Genomic DNA, 16,883 nt, shown 5'->3' on the forward strand with positions numbered 1-16,883 from the left:
ATATCAAAAGTAAAAAAGCAGGAATCATAATTTATAATAATTACGATTTCTGCTTTTTGCTAAAGTTAATGACATTGAGTAAATATAAGGGTTTTAGGTGTCAACAAGCGATAAATTTACGGGAAATTTGTAGCCTTCCGGTGTCAAAATCAGCCTTTCTCTCTGTCGGGCAAGTCAAATGGCAGTTCCAACTGTTCTGCCTTCGTCAGCTTCGTAAATCCGTCTTTGTCCGGTTCGTTGCCACCCTCTTCTGTTCCTTCCCTAACCCAGCTTCTCTGTCTACCATATCCTTCCCTTGAAAATCTGTGAACTCCTGCCCTCTTCCAGCCGGTAATCTGTGTATCCATAATGGAACAGATCTCATTTGTCTCGAATTTTCCCGGCTCCCTGCTGACCTACCAAACAGAGCATTTCATCTGCCTTACAACCCGGACGATAGATTCTGCTCAACGCTTCCATCAGGAAATGTTTCACAACCTCATAGACAAAATCCGAAGCATCAGCTCCCATATACCGTTGCAGTACATAACGGATTCGCTCCTGTCCGTCCCATTCCAGTTGTTCCAGATACTCACAGATTGGGTGGTATGCCCGGCTGTTGGCTTCTATGAATCCCTGTTTCTCTGTCATAGTCAGATGTCCTCCCTCCTTCGTTTATTAAGTTCCTGTTCTCATCCCATATCCGTTCCTGTACCGGGTTCTGATGTTTCCGGGACGTATCAACCAGAAAAGACACGCTGAATGCCTATTCAGTTCTGGTATCACTACGGGCAGGCTGTTTCGTTTTCAAGGTTCGTGTAAGAAGTAAAAAAGATTCTTACACTAAACGAAATGCTCAGAGGTCTTTTTACAGCCCCCTTACTGCATCTTTTTTGATTTCGTGTCATCTTTTTAAAGTTCCTTACACAATCTCTGTACTGACGAAACAAAATACGGACATGTTTTGAAATTGTTTTTTACAAAATACAATTTTGGTCTTTAAGGTAAAAAAATAAGCCTCAAGAGACTTTTAATCATTTTGGAGCTCCAACTCTTTAAAATTGATTGATTAAGAAGTCTCTTCAAACTTACTACACCAGTAACAAAAAAGAACATACAAAATGACTTGATCATCTCATATGTTCTTAAAAATCGCAATTTACCTATTCAAATATCTGTTTCAACTGAATAGATGTCGGTGACGGCATCTTCAATGGCGCTCCGCTCATCATAATATAGCCTTTGTCATAGTTGACTTTGAAGGATGTCATGGAATTGCCTTCCTGATTGACAGACACAAACATCTGATCTCCCGGCATAATCGCCAGATCCCTCGGATATTCACCGCTGACCGGAAGGATACAAAGTGTCTTCATCATCTGATCCTCTTCATTAATCTCATAGATGGCTACAGAGTTGTTGCCAGAGTTGGTGACAAAAAGATATCTGTCGTCCGGTGTCAGTTTCAATGTAATGGCACTGTTATAGTTATCATACTTTTCAGGCAAAGTAGAAATTGTCTGAAGCTTTGTAAAATGAGCAGTCTCAGCATCATAGGCATACTTCGTCACGCAGCATTTATTCTCATGGGTCAGATAAGCATAACGGCCATCCGATGTGAAGATCATATGCTTCGGTCCGGATTCCAGTTCGCATCTCAGAATATCATGAAGCTTAATCTTGCCTGTTTCATGATTAAACTCATAAACCTTTACCTGATCCATACCAAGATCAACAGCCATAATGAAACGTTCATCCGGTGAGAAAATCGCACAATTCACATGACAGCGGTAATTTCTTCCGGCAATACTGCCAAGTCCCTTCATAAAGACTTCATCCGTCACACCCTGAATCGTACCATCCTCATTTAATCTTAAAACCGTCAACTTTCCGTCATGATAACCTGCTGTCAGCAAATAACGATTGGCTCTGTCCACAGACAGATAACAAGGTCTCAGGCCATTCACCGATGCCTTATTCATCAATTCAAGACCGCCGTCCGGCAGAATCTTAAAAGAAGCCACGCCTTCATCACAATTGCTGTACAGGTACTGTTCATCATGGGATAATCTCAGAAATGAAGGATTGTTGATCTTAAATGAGCCTCTTACCTTAAAGTATGCATATTCCACATTCGCATCCAGAATGTAAATACCGTCACTCTCACCTCTTGTATAAGAACCCACATATGCTACATATTTATCTGCCATTCTAAAAACTCCTCTCAAAGCCATCTGCCATTCTAAACTGAATCTCCTTATTATTTAAAAAATTCAATCATCCATCCAAAACAGGCACATTTACCGCTATTTTCTAAACGTAAGTGTACCATATTCCATCCCAGATGTCCACAATAACCCCAAGTAAAACATTGACGTCTAACGTCATTTGTAGTAAGCTCATACTGATATTATTTTATTCATAAAACACATTATCTTATTTTTAGAATTATACTCAACGCGAAATGCTCTGTATTCTTAGATAGTTGCCAATCATTCATCCTTCAAAGCAGGTGCTTCTAACCCGGCCAGTACATAAGGCACTGTCTTTTAGTGCCTTATGTACTGCTGCCAGGTTTAGGCAACGCGAGTGTGCTTTCTTTGAAGGATGAAGATTAATAACTTCAAAAAACTTCTGCGTTTCGCCCACTGTTTAAGGAGGATTTTACTATGGAGAAAATTGCCAGTTTTACAATTGACCATTTAAAGCTTGTTCCCGGTGTTTATGTTTCCCGTAAGGATACCATTGGCAGAGAAGTCATCACAACCTTTGACCTGCGTATGACCAGCCCTAACGATGAACCGGTAATGAACACAGCCGAAGTACACACTATTGAACATCTGGCTGCTACTTTTTTGCGCAACCATCCGGTTTACGGTGATAAAACCATTTACTTTGGACCAATGGGCTGCCGCACAGGCTTTTATCTGCTGCTGGCAGGTGATCTGACTTCCAAAGAGATTGTTCCTCTGATGATTGAGATGTTTGAATTCATCAGAGACTTCAAAGACGAAGTGCCAGGTGCAAGTCCGAAGGACTGCGGCAATTATCTGGATATGAACCTGCCAATGGCTAATTATCTGGCTAAGCGCTATCTGGACAACGTACTGTACAATATCGATGACAGCAGACTGGTTTATCCGGAATAAAAATCAATAAAATAAATATAAATTCAGCCCACATCTCCACTAAATATATCTGAAATTTCAGACATACATCTCCGGAAATATGGGCTTTGTCTTTTGTAAACAGGATTCCTCTTGTCATGCAACTTAAGTAAACTGCTTACATTTTCTATTTTCATTTTCTTCCCTTATCTTCTGTTTCCTAATGATACTGCTATACTCTTTTGTAACTTTTGTTTTTTATCAACTCTAACTTACTTGCCGACTACAGATTAAATTCTTTTAACAGCTTTTCCTGATATTCTTTGTCTGAAGCAGCCTTAATAATATCTTCACTGCGGTTTTGTTTCGACAACAGAATAATCAATTGATTAATTCGTTCCTGACCTTGCTGCATGCCTTTTTTCAGCCCCTCCTGCATGCCCTCCATTCTTTCATCCCGCATCATCTCTTCCAACAACATATACTTTCCCTCCCAGTCACGGTTCTGCTTAATGCGCTTTATCTGTTCCTGTATTCTTCTTACATAGTCATCATCCGATGCTGGTTCATCATTCTCTTGACCCACATATTCGAGAAAATTCACCAGTTCTATTGAAACTTCCGACTTGTTTTTCCCTTTTGTGCTCAAAATGATAGTCTGACTGCCATCATTCAACGGTTCCTTCGTTTCCCAAATCATGTTCCGTACACTGTAACGATACAATTCACTGGCAAACGGAGCAAAATCACAGATAAAAATGACATATGTATCCGACAATTTGTCATATGCTTCTCCTGCAAACAATGCATCCATGTCCATCTGTGCATGATAATATCTGCTCCGCTTAGCCAGTGCATGCTCCGTTTTCACCTGCATCTCAACATTAAATCGGCGCTTTGTTCCGGCCTCTTCTGCCAGAACATCTAACCGTACGCCATGGTATTCCGGATGATAACTGATGCTTTTTTCAGTTATCACATCTACTTCCAAAATCGGCATTTCCAACACAAGTTCCAGCAAATGGCGACACTGTTCCGTATCTGACATCACTGCCGCAAACATGAAAGCATCTTTAATCGTTAAGTCCTGTAATTTCTTTCTCATATCGTCCTCCAACACAAACCATGCAAGAGGAATCCTATAACTAAATTATACACCATGTATCAATACAAAACAACTATATTGTTTGCTTCTACCACATACATATTTTGAATATTTTATTATCAATTCCCCGCTTTCCAAAATCTATACTTATTTTTCAAGACATAAAAACAAAATTCTGCGGCATACTACCATAAATCCAAACCATACAAGGAGGTTTCCTATGATAGAACCGCAGATTTCTTTTCATCCGAATCACTATTTTCAAAGGGCTGAATCTCTCACTATGACACAGTCTGACAGCACCGACGGTACTGACGGTTCAGACCGGATGACAGTCCGTGATGACCATCTTCCGCCCTACATCGGCGATTTTCCGCCAAAATCCTCTTCACCCTCACAGGACGAAAAGATGGTATAACACAGCCAGCAAAAGCAGATGGGCCGGATAAAAGATATAAAAACCGTACTGCATGACTTTCGTCTGCCGGCCCCTCCGCCCATTATAAAGCAGGATCGGGATCAGTGCCAGCACCGCATAAACTTCAACATCGCCCATAGCAGCCAGAAGGATCGCCGCAATGGGATATTTTAACTGAGGCTGCTCCCGCAGATAATAAAAAACACAGATAACCGCAATCCCCGTAAAACCATAATCCGTATTGAAAAATTCAGCGATCAGCCCCGCTACAATAATAACAAGCAATTTATAGAGTACATCCGGAATGTCCAGATGCTCAATGGGATGCTCAAGGAACCAGATAGCCAGAAGTCCCAGTCCCAGGGTAAAAAATACATTCTGATGCTCCGTATAGACCAACCGGTGATAAAAAGCCAGGTCGAAAGGAACCTCAGAAATCAATGCAAAAATACCCATACGCAAAATATATTTCTTCATGTCATGGGTATGCACAGCCCCTTCCACCAGCAAAAAACAGTAGATGGGAAAGGCTAATCGTCCGATAATACGAAATCCCATCATCCCGCTGAAGCATACTGCCCCCAGATGGTCAATGAACATGGACAGACAAGCAATCAGCTTCAGTACTGTGCCGTCCATCCGCTGATACCGGGATAAATCCACCGAAGGGTTCATTTATTTTCCTCCCTGTTTCTGTGCTTCAATCCGCTCTGCCAGATCATTCAGATACACCCAGCGCTCCATCTTCTCCTCAAGGGCTGCCTCAGCTGCGTCTTTTTCCTTCATCAGGTCATTGAGTTTTCCTGAATCTGTGGCAAACTTCATCATATCTGCATCAATCTGCTCAATCTTCGCTTCAAGGGCTGCAATGTCATCATCGATGGTATCAAATTCCTTCTGTTCACTGAATGTAAACTTTAACTTCACCGGTCTGTTCTGCTTCCAGTCTTTGGAACTGTTTTTCTTCTCGCCGCTGTCAGCCTTTGTCTTATTGGTCAGACTCATATCCGGCGCTGTGCCGAAACGTTTCTCATGGGCTTCCAGATAATCGGTATAACCGCCCTCATACTGTCGGATGTGACCCTGTCCGTCAAATTCCAGAATACGATCCGCCACATTATCAAGGAAATATCGGTCATGGGAAACAGCCACCACAATGCCTACAAATGAATTCAAATAATCCTCCAGGATTGTCATGGTCGGAATATCCAGATTGTTGGAGGCCTCATCTAACAGAAGGACATTGATATTCTGACATAAAACACCAAGCAGATACAGACGGCGCTTCTCACCGCCGGATAATTTGCCGATCGGCGCATACTGCATTTCCGGTGTAAAAAGAAATCGCTCCAGCATCTGGGAAGCACTGATCCTGCCGTCGCGGGTAATAATATATTCTCCGATGTCCTTGACATAATCAATGACCCGCTGACGGTCATCCATTTCCTTCTCATCCTGGGCAAAATAGCCCATACGGATGGTCTCCCCAATCTCAATGACACCGGAATCCGGTTCCACCTGTCCCACCAGCATCTTCATCAGTGTGGATTTGCCGCAGCCGTTCGGACCAATGATGCCTACCTTTTGATTTCTCAGGAAAATATAACTGTAATCATCCAGAATGACTTTATCACCATAACGCTTGCTCAGATGCTGCAGTTCAATGGTCTTTTTACCCATACGTGTCTCAATGGAATCCATCTCCACAACCTGTGCCTGCTCCGGTGCCGTTCCGTTCTTCAGCGCCTCTAACCGTTCCAGTCTGGCACGCTGTTTGGTGGTTCTGGCACGGCATCCTCTCTTGGCCCATTCCAGTTCCATTCTAAGGACACTCTGGCGCTTGCGCTCCGTTGCCAATTCCATCTCTTCTCTGGCCGCCTTTAATTCAAGGAACCCGGAATAGTTGGATTCATAGCTGTAGATCTTGCCCTGGCTGATCTCCAGAATCTTGTTCGTCACCTGGTCAAGGAAATATCGGTCATGGGTCACCATGAGAATCGTTCCCCTGAAATTCTTCAGGTAATCTTCCAGCCACCGGATCATGGCACTGTCCAAATGGTTGGTGGGCTCATCCAAAAGCAGCACATCAAAATCCTGTGCCAGCACCTTGGCCAGAGCCACTTTACGCTTCTGGCCGCCGGAGAGTTGCTCAATAGGCGTACTGTAATCCATAATTCCCAGCTGACTTAAGTTGCTCTGAACCTTCCATCCTGTCTCATCATCGCCTGCATAAGAAAGAATGGTCGCTCCTTCCGGAAACTTCGGCTCCTGAGGCAGCCATGCCAGCTTCAGCTGATTCTGCCGGATAATATTGCCGGAATCCGGCACTTCATCGCCTGCGATCATTCGAAGCAGTGTGGATTTGCCGGTGCCATTGATGCCCACAATACCGATCTTGTCGCCTTCCTGAATGCCGATGGAGGCATCATCAAAAATCGTCTTCTCACCAAAAATTTTGCTTATATGTTCAATATTCATTATATTCATAAAAAAATACCTCTATCTTTTTTATCTTTAATAATGATAAATGAAATTTACATAACCGTCAATTGTATTTTCCATTGAAAAGGCTTGCAAATTAGCTAAAATACGGTACAATAGGGATTGCAGTCTAAATTATTAAAAATTGGCGTAACTGCTGAATGATATGTACACAAACAGAAAGGTTTATCTATGATTAGTGCAAATAATGTTACTCTGCGCATTGGCAAACGCGCACTCTTTGAAGATGTGAATATTAAGTTTACCGAAGGCAACTGCTATGGTCTGATTGGCGCCAACGGTGCCGGGAAGTCTACTTTCCTGAAAATTCTCTCTGGTGTCATCGAACCGAGCAAGGGCGATATCGCAATCACACCTGGCCAGCGTTTATCCGTACTGGAACAGGACCATTATAAATATGATGATTATCAGGTATTAGACACTGTTATCCTGGGCAACAAACGTCTCTATGAGATCATGAAGGAAAAAGACGCTATTTATGCCAAAGAAGATTTTACAGACGAAGACGGTGTCCGTGCCAGCGAACTTGAAGGTGAATTCGCCGACTTAAACGGCTGGGAAGCTGAAAGCGATGCTGCAACTCTGTTAAACGGTCTCGGTATCGAAACAGATCTCCACTACGCTTATATGCGCGAGCTGGACGGCGGTCAGAAGATCAAGGTTCTTCTTGCCAAAGCCCTGTTTGGCAATCCGGACATTCTGCTCTTAGACGAGCCGACCAACCATTTGGATCTGGATGCTATCGCATGGCTTGAAGAGTTTCTGATCAACTTCAACAATACCGTTATCGTTGTCTCCCATGACCGTTATTTCCTGAACAAAGTCTGTACGCATATCGCTGATATTGATTATGCCAAGATCCAGCTTTACTCCGGCAACTACGATTTCTGGTATGAATCCAGTCAGCTGATGATCAAACAGATGAAGGAAGCCAACAAGAAGAAGGAAGAAAAGATTAAGGAACTGCAGGAATTCATCCAGCGTTTCTCCGCCAACGCTTCCAAATCCAAACAGGCCACTTCCAGAAAACGTGCCCTTGAGAAAATCCAGCTGGATGAGATTCGTCCTTCCAGCCGTAAGTATCCATATATCGACTTCAAGCCAAACCGTGAAATTGGCAACGAAGTCCTCCATGTTGAAGGCATTTCCAAGACCATTGACGGCGTGAAGCTCCTTGACAATATCTCCTTCACCCTGGGCCATGATGATAAAGTAGCTTTTGTCGGCCCGAATGTTAACGCCACAACCGCTCTTTTCAAGATTCTGGCCGGTGAAATGGAACCGGATGAGGGTTCTTATAAGTGGGGTGTTACCACAACACAGACTTACTTCCCGAAGGACAACACTGCTGAATTTACAAGCGAAGACAGTATCGTTGACTGGCTGATGCAGTACTCCCCTGAAAAGGATGTGACATTTGTCCGCGGTTTCCTCGGCCGTATGCTCTTCTCAGGCGATGACGGTCTGAAGAAGGTCAACGTTCTCTCCGGTGGCGAGCGTGTCCGCTGTATGCTTTCCAAGATGATGATGTCCGGTGCCAACACCATGCTGATGGACGAACCAACCAACCATTTGGACATGGAATCCATCACAGCTCTGAACAACAGCCTGATCAAATATCCGGGCGTCCTGTTATTCACTTCCCAGGACCACCAGTTTGTACAGACCGTTGCCAACCGTATCATGGAACTGACACCAGGTGGTCTTATTGACAAACAATGTACTTACGATGAATATCTTGAAAATGATGAGATGGCCAGAAAACGTCAGATTCTCAATATGGAAGCTGAAGCTGACGATTAATGCTGCAACCGCAGAAACATATGCACTTGTCAGCAATTCTTAAGGATTTTTTAAAACCTTTAACAGGCTTTATATGATATGCTAAGAGCAGCAGAGAATATTTTTTCTTTGCTGCTCTTTTTACTTATTATCTATTTTTTGGGGAGGCTTACAAAAGATTATTCTTATGAAAAACAAAAGATTATTTTTGACAATATTGATTCTATTTATTCTGGCTGCTTCCGGAAGTATTTTTGTTTTCTCCATCGACAAATGGCATATTGAAATTGATTGCGGTAAAGAAAATGATATCAAGACTGAATACGGCGAAGCTTACGATGACACGGCTGCAACCGCTGCACTGAAAGGCAGATACCTGTTAAAAAACGGTTTCCCGGCAGCAGTCACCTCCGAAGGTTCTGTTGATACATCAAAACTCGGGAACTACACTATCACTTACCATGCTTCTTTCCTTTTCTGGAAGGGTGAAGCCACAAAAACCGTTCATGTAGTTGATACCATTCCTCCGGAAATCAAACTTGTGACGGATCCTGACCATTACACACTTCCCGGGCACCCATATGAAGAAGAAGGCTACTCCGCAACAGACAATGTAGATGGCGATCTGACTAAGGAAGTAACCAGTGAGGAAAAAGACGGCAATGTCATTTATAAAGTTTCCGACAGCTCAGGCAATGAAACAACGATAACCCGAAAGATTTTCTATGACGACCCGATTCCGCCGACACTGACATTAAAAGGTGACAGCGAAATGACGATCCAAGCCGGTTCTGATTATAAGGATCCGGGATATACAGCTGCAGACAATGTAGACGGTGATCTGACATCCAAGGTTACCGTTGAAGGTTCTGTCAACACCTACAGTGCCGGAACTTATACACTGACCTATACCGTCAAAGATAACTACGGCAATGAAGCATCTGACACACGAACCGTCACTGTTGAACCAGTCAGACAGTCTGATACTGTTAATCCAACAGGCAAAATCGTTTATCTGACCTTTGATGACGGTCCCGGTGAATATACTTCAAAGCTTCTGGATATTCTTGATAAATACAACGTGAAGGTTACGTTCTTTACTGTCGGGTCCGGACATCCGGATTTACTGAAAGCCGAAGCTGATGCCGGTCATTCCATCGGTATTCACAGTGCAACCCATGATTACGCCACGATTTATTCCAGCGAAGATGCCTACTTTGCTGATCTTCGCAAACAGCAGGAAACCATTGAAAACGCTACTGGCATTCATACGACCCTTGTTCGTTTTCCGGGCGGAAGCTCCAACACAGTCAGCAAGAACTATTGCTCCGGTATCATGACCAAACTGACTCAGGATCTTACAGATATGGGCTTCCAGTATTTTGACTGGAATGTTGCCAGCGGAGACGCCGGTGAGACAACCGATACCTCTGTTGTCGTTCAAAATGTCATCTCCGGCATTCAGCAGCACGACATTTCCATCGTTCTTCAGCACGATATCAAAGGATTCAGCGTCAATGGTGTTGAACAGATTATCCAGTGGGGACTGGCACATGGCTATACATTTCTGCCGCTGAAGGCTGATAGTCCGACAGCACACCATGGTGTCAACAACTAATTAAAAACGACTTAATGATAACACAAAAGGAACGAAATTGATATTCATACTCGCTTGAATACCAATTTCGTTCCTTTTGTCAAAGTATTTTACATATAGCATCCCAACGGCATGCTGTTCTGCTGCAGCAGATGCAGGATAGCGCCTACGACCTGGGCACAGATCTGAAGGATATATCGGCAGTCATTTTCTACAGATTTGACTGCATGCAGATATTCTTCATGACATTTTCTGATGAATGTACAAATCTCATCTGCGGACTGCATATTCACTTCCTGGAAATGTGCATGCTTTTCTTTCATCTTCTGCACAAATTCTCTAAAATCCACCTTCAACTGTGCTTCATAATGAATATGCTCTGTCATTGTTCCAGGATATTCAATGTTATGCGGGAATGTAAAGTAATCCGCAATATAGTGGGTAATAATCCCCAGATCCTTTGACAGACCAATGGTCATTCCTTTATTCTTGTCATATTCATCAATCACTTTGTTAATCTTCTTCTCCAGTTTGTGGAATGTCAGATCTATTCTGTGTTTGGTTGTAATAAAGGTTGGCACAAGGTCCGGTTCCAGACTTCCGAATCTGAAAGCCAGAGGATGGTCGATCATATCTGCATCCACAACATCTACTATGTATCCTGCTAATGATAAATGAGATTTTTTTCTCAATATGAAACCCTCCACACATATATGGCAGCGGTACCATCCGCTATAACTGTCGTTTCGTAACATCTACATTATTGTACACCTATCCTAAACAAGAATCAATATCATTTACAAAAAAATTCACATTCCTTCACATATGAAATACGCATTCACCTTGACATTGACACCCCCATCATATAAAATTAATCCATATATGAACATATAGAGGAGATGATTTTTTGGATTCCAGTGACGCGATGCAGCTTCTTATTCTAGTTATTTTACTGGCTTTATCAGCCTTTTTTTCATCTGCAGAAACTGCATTAACCTGTGTCAACAAGATTCGTATCCGAGGCCTTGCCGAGGAAGGGGACAAGCGTGCCATTCTTGTCAAGGAACTGACGGATAATCCATCCAAGATGCTGAGTGCCATCCTTATTGGCAATAATATTGTCAATCTGAGTGCGTCCTCATTATCAACAATGCTGGCTACCAAGATAGCAGCCCAGCTCGGTGCCGGTACCAACACTGCAACCTTTGTCGGCCTTGCAACCGGTATCCTGACAATTTTGATCTTAATTTTCGGTGAGATCACACCTAAGTCCGCAGCAACCATCAACGCAGAGAAGATAGCATTGGGCGATGCCGCAATCATCTACTGGCTGACCCGTATTCTGACCCCTGCTATCTTCGTAATCAACCACCTTTCTTATGGAGTTATGCGCCTGATGGGCATCAATCCCAACGCCAAGACGAAGGCTATGACGGAGAATGAGCTTCTGACCGTTATTGACGTCAGTCACGAAGACGGTGTCATTGAATCCGAAGAGAAAGAGATGATCACCAACGTTGTAGATTTCGGCGATTCTGTTGCCAGCGATGTGATGGTACCACGTATCGATATAGAATTTATGGATGTAGAGAGCAATTATGAAGAAGTACTCTCTGTTTTCAGACGTGATAAGTACTCCCGTGTGCCGGTTTATGAAGGTGACAAGGATCATGTCATCGGTGTTTTGAATCTGAAGGATGTTTTCTGTTATAATGATATTCCTGACAATTTCTCAATTCGCAAGATTCTTCGTCGGCCATATTTCACCTATGAATTCAAGAGAATTTCTGATCTGATGGTGGATATGCAGAAGAATTCCATCAGTATGGCCATGGTACTTGATGAATACGGTGCCGTTGCCGGACTCATTACACTTGAGGACCTGCTTGAAGAAATCGTCGGCGAAATCCGTGATGAATATGACGAAGAAGAGACAGACGATATCCGCAAGGTGAATGACCATGAATATACCGTTGATGGTACAACCAAACTCGATGACATCGACAAGCTTCTTGGACTTCACCTTGAATCCGAGGATTATGACTCCATCGCCGGGCATATGATCCATGAACTCGGGCATATTCCTACAGAAGGTGAATATATCGATATCAACGGTATCCGTTTCACGGTTATGAAGATGGACAAACATCGTATTGCCGATATTGATATCCATCTGCCGGAAGCAGAATCTGAGCATAATGCATCTGAACATTGATATATCAGATGCCGCTATAGAATTTTTAAGAGAATCGAGGGTTAAAAATGTTAAAAGAATTTAATTTGCCTATGGCAGTTTTATTCAAAACGTCATTCAATTTCTGATCCTGGCTTTTGTTGTTTTCCTGTTTATGAAAGTGATCAACAAGCTGAAGAAACCTGCACCTGCGGCAGCTCCGACAACCAAGGTTTGTCCATACTGTAAGTCTGAGATACATATTGATGCTGTCAAGTGTCCGCACTGTGCATCTACCCTCGAAAAGCCTGAACCATAATCCGTTATCATTTTTGCTTACAAAAGAAGCCTCATAAGATGGATATTTTCTCACACCACAACCATCTTACGAAGCTTCTTTTTCTACACAGCCATTTCCCTTAAATCATCTGCAATAATCAGTTCTGCTTCCGTTGCAGCCTGAATTTCTTCAATCGTATACTCCGGATTATATTCAACCAGTGCCAGTCCTTCATGTGTGACCTTCATCACTCCCATCTCAGTCACGATCAAATCTACCTGTCCCTTTGCGGTCAAAGGCAATGTACATTCTTTAAGGATCTTGTGTTTGCCTTTATTGGTATGTTCCATAGCCACAATAACTTTCTTTGCCCCCACAACCAGGTCCATGGCACCGCCCATACCAGGAAGCATTTTGCCCGGTATCTTATAATTAGCAATGTTTCCTTTCTCATCCACTTGAAGAGAACCAAGGACTGTGACATCTACATGACCGCCGCGAATAATTGCGAATGAATCTGCGCTTGAGAAGAAGGCACCATCATCTGCAATACCAGCCATCGCACCGCCGGCATTGACAATATGCGGGCTTTCCCTGCCTTCTTCAAGGGGTACAAGACCTACAAATCCATTCTCTGACTGCAATGTAAGATCCACACCTTCCGGGAGATGGTTCGGAACCAGCGTAGGCAGTCCGATACCAAGATTAACAACATCTCCATCTTTTAACTCTTTGGCTACACGTGCTGCAATAAAATTCTTAATATCTCCCATTATTCTGCTCCTCCTACAAGATAATCTACAAAAATTCCAGGTGTCTCAACGTAATCTGCACCAATCTGTCCTGCATCCACAATTTCAGATACACCGGCAATCACCGTATCTGCTGCCATGGCCATCATCGGGTTAAAGTTTCGTTCGGACCCGATATAGCGTAAATTGCCGGCAGCATCTGCTGTATGCCCTCCAATCAAAGCGACATCTGCATGCAGCGGCAATTCAAGAATATATTCAATACCATCGATTTCCTTGATTTCTTTGCCCTCTGCCACTTCTGTACCAACCCCTGTCGGTGTATAAAAACCGCCGAGACCTGAACCACCGCATCTGATTCTCTCTGCCAGTGTTCCCTGCGGTACAAGCTCCAGATCAATTTCACCTTCAAAATATTTGGCACCAAATTCCGGATTCAATCCAACATGAGATGCAATCAGTTTTTTTACCTGTCCGTTTTCTACAAGCTTGCCGACACCTCTTGCGGCCCCTTTCCATTCGCCTGTAACCTTATCCTTCTTTCTTCCAAAACCCGCATCATTGCAGATAACCGTCAAATCCTTTACATTGCTTTTTACCAATTCATCAATGATCGGTTCCGGTGTACCGTTTGCCATAAAGCCCCCCACCATTAATGTCATACCATCTTTTACCAGAGCTGCTGCTTCTGCTGCTGTTGTAATCTGAGTCTTAGCCATTTCGCCCACTTCCTCCTTATATAAAAAGCTTTTAGTTTTTATCCTTGCCTATATAAAAAGCAACTCCCGTGCCAATTATTTAAAATAGAAGCTAAATAATGCTAAGTCCCCCATTTTATCGCCAAAAATTGTTTTTGTATAAATACATTTATAACATAAAAATAACTTTTTAATGTCTCATGTGTCTATTTTTAGTACATATTATATTAATTTCACCAATTTATCTTTAACTTTCCTTCTGTATTTATGCTTTTTGCCGTTAAATGTACAAAAAGCGTACACATATATCATTGTGTACGCTTTTTAGACATATTTGGTAACTCACTTATGATAGAACAGACCGCATGTACAAATGTGATACCTGATGCTAATGGCATGAATGACTGCCGCATCCGTGATTGCCGCACTGATGACCACCCTCACCATGTTCATGATCATGATGACTGCACTTGACATCTGCATCATAATTCAACTGACCTTCCAGAAGTGCTTCAACCGCCTGATCTGCATTGCCGCTGCATCCGCCAAACAGTTTGATACCTGCCTGAGCCAGGGCATTCTGAGCTCCGCCTCCGATACCGCCGCAGATCAGTACCTGTACCTGATGTTCTGCCAGGAATCCTGCCAAAGCACCATGTCCGCTGCCGTTTGTTCCTACAACTTCTGAAGCAACAACCTTTCCATTCTCTATATCATACAGCTTAAACTGTTCTGTATGACCAAAATGCTGAAAAATCTCTCCATTATCGTATGTTACTGCAATCTTCATTTTAATGATCCCCCTTATCCTTGTTCAATACCTGAGCTCGGCATCGATGTTTTGGACATCCGCCGCACCCGCAAGTTGTCTCTGCGCCATCACATAATCGATAGTCCCCGCCCTCAATCTTCAGCACCTTCCCGTCTACGACAACTTCCGCCAGTTTCTTTCTGGCATTATCATAGATCTGCTGTACCGTCGTTCTGGCAATGTGCATATATTTTCCGCATTCTTCCTGTGAAAAATTCTCTTTATCTATAAGACGGATCGTCTCATATTCATCCACTGTCATCACAACGCATGCCTCATCTGCTCCCCCGCAGGAAGGTATAAATTCGGACACCTTTGGAAGACAGCATACCTTTCGGCACTTTCTTGGTCTTGGCATCTCTTCATCCTCTTTCTCACACAAACAGTCATACCGATGCGCGCAATCAGCATCACCATTTTTAGTTATTCAACTCATCGTTATAAATGGCATATGTCATTTATACCACAGTTATCGACATATGTCAATAACTTATCTTTTTATCAGTAACTCAATCAGCCTTGAAACAAATAGTTCAGACAACGGCTGCAATCCTCCAATGGCCATTTTTCTATTCCGTCAAAATCCGCTTCACAATCTGTTACAACAGCAATCAAGTTCTTCCCGCAGCAGGATAATGTACGGGATATTATCTCTCTGACGATTTCTATCTTCGGCAATTCACTCTGCTTCATGCCTTCCACAAGAATAACATCTGCATCTGAAAATCCGCTGATCAGCTGCTGCAAATCGATTTCTTCATCTGCATTGATCATATATCTGTTCTTAGAAAAAATCGCTGTCGCCGCAGCACCGGCTTGATGATATCTGTAGGTATCTGTTCCCGGCCTGTCCCCTTCAAAATCGTGACCGTCATGTTTGATCACTGCCGCACTTTTGCCATGGGCTTTTATTTCTTTAAGCAGTTTTTCAATATAGGTGGTCTTGCCGGAATTTTTGATACCGCAGATGCATAATATTTTCTGTTCTTTCGGCATGTTCAAAGATGTATTTTTCCACCGTTCATACGCTTCCGGCGTATTGATATTGACAAAATATGTATCCGGGATCCCCATCTCTGCCGATGACACAATCAAACAGCGGCTTCGAATCAGCAAATGCATCATTTTATAATCTTTATACCACAGCATTTGCTGAATTACCGGCAAAAGCGACGGGCGATACAGACCACATAAAGGATGGATTCGTCCACGACTGTCCTGATAAACCAGACAGTCATATCCCTGTTCATACGCATCCGCAGACATCTGAACCAGGCCACCAACCATGTTTTCTGTTAATTCCGGGACATCGCAGGCTGTCACAAAAATCCATTCATCTTCATCCCTTAACTGCTGCAAGACCGTGTATAGGCCGCCTAAGGGGCCGCAGTCTTTGACAACGTCTATAAGCCCATAACAATACTTATCTTTGTACACATTTTGAATAAGCGCCAACTGCGCCGCATCGGCTGCTGACAGATAAATCCTATCTGCTTTTTCCAATGCCTTGATCTGCCTTTTCAGATAAGATTGGCCTTTTCCATCCTTCAGCAGAAACTTTGGCTGTCCGCCCATTCTGGATGAATGGCCGCCCAAAAGAATCGCCGCTTTATGACATTTTAAAGACTGCTTTGTCATTATTTTTCACTCCCAAATGATATAAAAATCCCCGTATTCCC

General features: G+C 43.0%; 15 protein-coding genes and 2 pseudogenes. 6 read left to right on the forward strand and 11 right to left on the reverse strand.

Features of this window, described 5'->3' with window-relative positions; all coding sequences use genetic code 11:
• Positions 1-149: 149 nt before the first annotated feature.
• From HED67_RS15785 to HED67_RS15795, 3 genes are all read right to left on the reverse strand, one after another.
• On the reverse strand, positions 150-347 hold the full coding sequence (locus tag HED67_RS15785; protein ID WP_221718846.1) for a hypothetical protein: 198 nt from the start codon (positions 345-347) through the stop codon (positions 150-152).
• A 13-nt stretch (positions 348-360) separates the two neighbouring features.
• On the reverse strand, positions 361-630 hold the full coding sequence (locus HED67_RS15790) for a virulence-associated E family protein (RefSeq protein ID WP_221718847.1): 270 nt from the start codon (positions 628-630) through the stop codon (positions 361-363).
• Positions 631-1,142: 512 nt separating this feature from the next.
• Positions 1,143-2,189: a lactonase family protein gene (locus HED67_RS15795; RefSeq protein WP_221718848.1), complete on the reverse strand. Its 1,047-nt coding sequence runs from the start codon at positions 2,187-2,189 to the stop codon at positions 1,143-1,145.
• A gap of 459 nt (positions 2,190-2,648) precedes the next feature.
• Here HED67_RS15795 and HED67_RS15800 point away from each other — a divergent pair, with 459 nt between their 5' ends.
• Positions 2,649-3,128, forward strand: coding sequence for an S-ribosylhomocysteine lyase (locus HED67_RS15800; RefSeq protein WP_178439888.1), 480 nt, complete (start codon positions 2,649-2,651; stop codon positions 3,126-3,128).
• Between the two features lie 241 nt (positions 3,129-3,369).
• Here the strand turns inward: HED67_RS15800 and HED67_RS15805 are convergent, their stop codons facing one another.
• On the reverse strand, positions 3,370-4,191 hold the full coding sequence (locus HED67_RS15805; RefSeq protein ID WP_221718849.1) for an Rpn family recombination-promoting nuclease/putative transposase: 822 nt from the start codon (positions 4,189-4,191) through the stop codon (positions 3,370-3,372).
• Between the two features lie 220 nt (positions 4,192-4,411).
• On the opposite strand from HED67_RS15805, the gene HED67_RS15810 reads away from it, so the two are divergent.
• Complete coding sequence (locus HED67_RS15810) at positions 4,412-4,609, forward strand: hypothetical protein (protein WP_178439885.1); 198 nt, start codon at positions 4,412-4,414, stop codon at positions 4,607-4,609.
• Here HED67_RS15810 and HED67_RS15815 read toward each other — a convergent pair.
• A complete protein-coding gene (locus HED67_RS15815) occupies positions 4,586-5,284 on the reverse strand; it encodes a TraX family protein (protein WP_221718850.1) in 699 nt (232 codons plus the stop codon). The two genes, HED67_RS15810 and HED67_RS15815, sit on opposite strands and share 24 nt — an antisense overlap.
• The gene (locus HED67_RS15820; RefSeq protein ID WP_178439879.1) at positions 5,285-7,096 is read right to left on the reverse strand and encodes an ABC-F family ATP-binding cassette domain-containing protein; all 1,812 of its coding nucleotides are present in this window, start codon (positions 7,094-7,096) and stop codon (positions 5,285-5,287) included.
• A gap of 186 nt (positions 7,097-7,282) precedes the next feature.
• Here HED67_RS15820 and HED67_RS15825 point away from each other — a divergent pair, with 186 nt between their 5' ends.
• Together HED67_RS15825 and HED67_RS15830 are read left to right on the forward strand one after the other, a co-directional pair.
• On the forward strand, positions 7,283-8,914 hold the full coding sequence (locus HED67_RS15825; RefSeq protein WP_221718851.1) for an ABC-F family ATP-binding cassette domain-containing protein: 1,632 nt from the start codon (positions 7,283-7,285) through the stop codon (positions 8,912-8,914).
• A gap of 166 nt (positions 8,915-9,080) precedes the next feature.
• A complete protein-coding gene (locus tag HED67_RS15830; RefSeq protein ID WP_221718852.1) occupies positions 9,081-10,511 on the forward strand; it encodes a polysaccharide deacetylase family protein in 1,431 nt (476 codons plus the stop codon).
• An 89-nt stretch (positions 10,512-10,600) separates the two neighbouring features.
• Here the strand turns inward: HED67_RS15830 and HED67_RS15835 are convergent, their stop codons facing one another.
• A complete protein-coding gene (locus HED67_RS15835; protein WP_178439868.1) occupies positions 10,601-11,182 on the reverse strand; it encodes a zinc dependent phospholipase C family protein in 582 nt (193 codons plus the stop codon).
• A 215-nt stretch (positions 11,183-11,397) separates the two neighbouring features.
• Between HED67_RS15835 and HED67_RS15840 the strand changes: the two genes are divergently transcribed.
• Positions 11,398-12,705, forward strand: coding sequence for an HlyC/CorC family transporter (locus HED67_RS15840; RefSeq protein ID WP_178439865.1), 1,308 nt, complete (start codon positions 11,398-11,400; stop codon positions 12,703-12,705).
• Positions 12,706-12,781: 76 nt separating this feature from the next.
• Positions 12,782-12,982: pseudogene (locus tag HED67_RS17605) on the forward strand (MscL family protein); the annotation flags it as partial.
• An 83-nt stretch (positions 12,983-13,065) separates the two neighbouring features.
• Here the strand turns inward: HED67_RS17605 and HED67_RS15850 are convergent.
• The 4 genes and pseudogenes from HED67_RS15850 to mobB all read right to left on the reverse strand — a co-directional run bounded on the left by HED67_RS15850 (position 13,066) and on the right by mobB (position 16,842).
• Positions 13,066-13,716 carry a 3-oxoacid CoA-transferase subunit B gene (locus HED67_RS15850; RefSeq protein WP_178439862.1) on the reverse strand — a complete coding sequence of 217 codons (651 nt, stop codon included), beginning with the start codon at positions 13,714-13,716 and terminating at the stop codon, positions 13,066-13,068.
• Positions 13,716-14,414, reverse strand: a complete 699-nt coding sequence (locus HED67_RS15855; protein ID WP_178439859.1) for a CoA transferase subunit A — start codon at positions 14,412-14,414, stop codon at positions 13,716-13,718. Before HED67_RS15855 ends, HED67_RS15850 begins: the two co-directional genes overlap by 1 nt.
• A gap of 367 nt (positions 14,415-14,781) precedes the next feature.
• Positions 14,782-15,562, reverse strand: a pseudogene (locus HED67_RS17700) (DUF134 domain-containing protein).
• A gap of 155 nt (positions 15,563-15,717) precedes the next feature.
• Positions 15,718-16,842 carry a molybdopterin-guanine dinucleotide biosynthesis protein B gene (mobB, locus tag HED67_RS15870; RefSeq protein WP_221718853.1) on the reverse strand — a complete coding sequence of 375 codons (1,125 nt, stop codon included), beginning with the start codon at positions 16,840-16,842 and terminating at the stop codon, positions 15,718-15,720.
• Between the last annotated feature and the right edge of the window lie 41 nt (positions 16,843-16,883).

Origin of the sequence: Pseudocoprococcus catus, assembly GCF_019734885.1 — a bacterium.
GTDB lineage: Bacteria > Bacillota > Clostridia > Lachnospirales > Lachnospiraceae > Coprococcus_A > Coprococcus_A catus.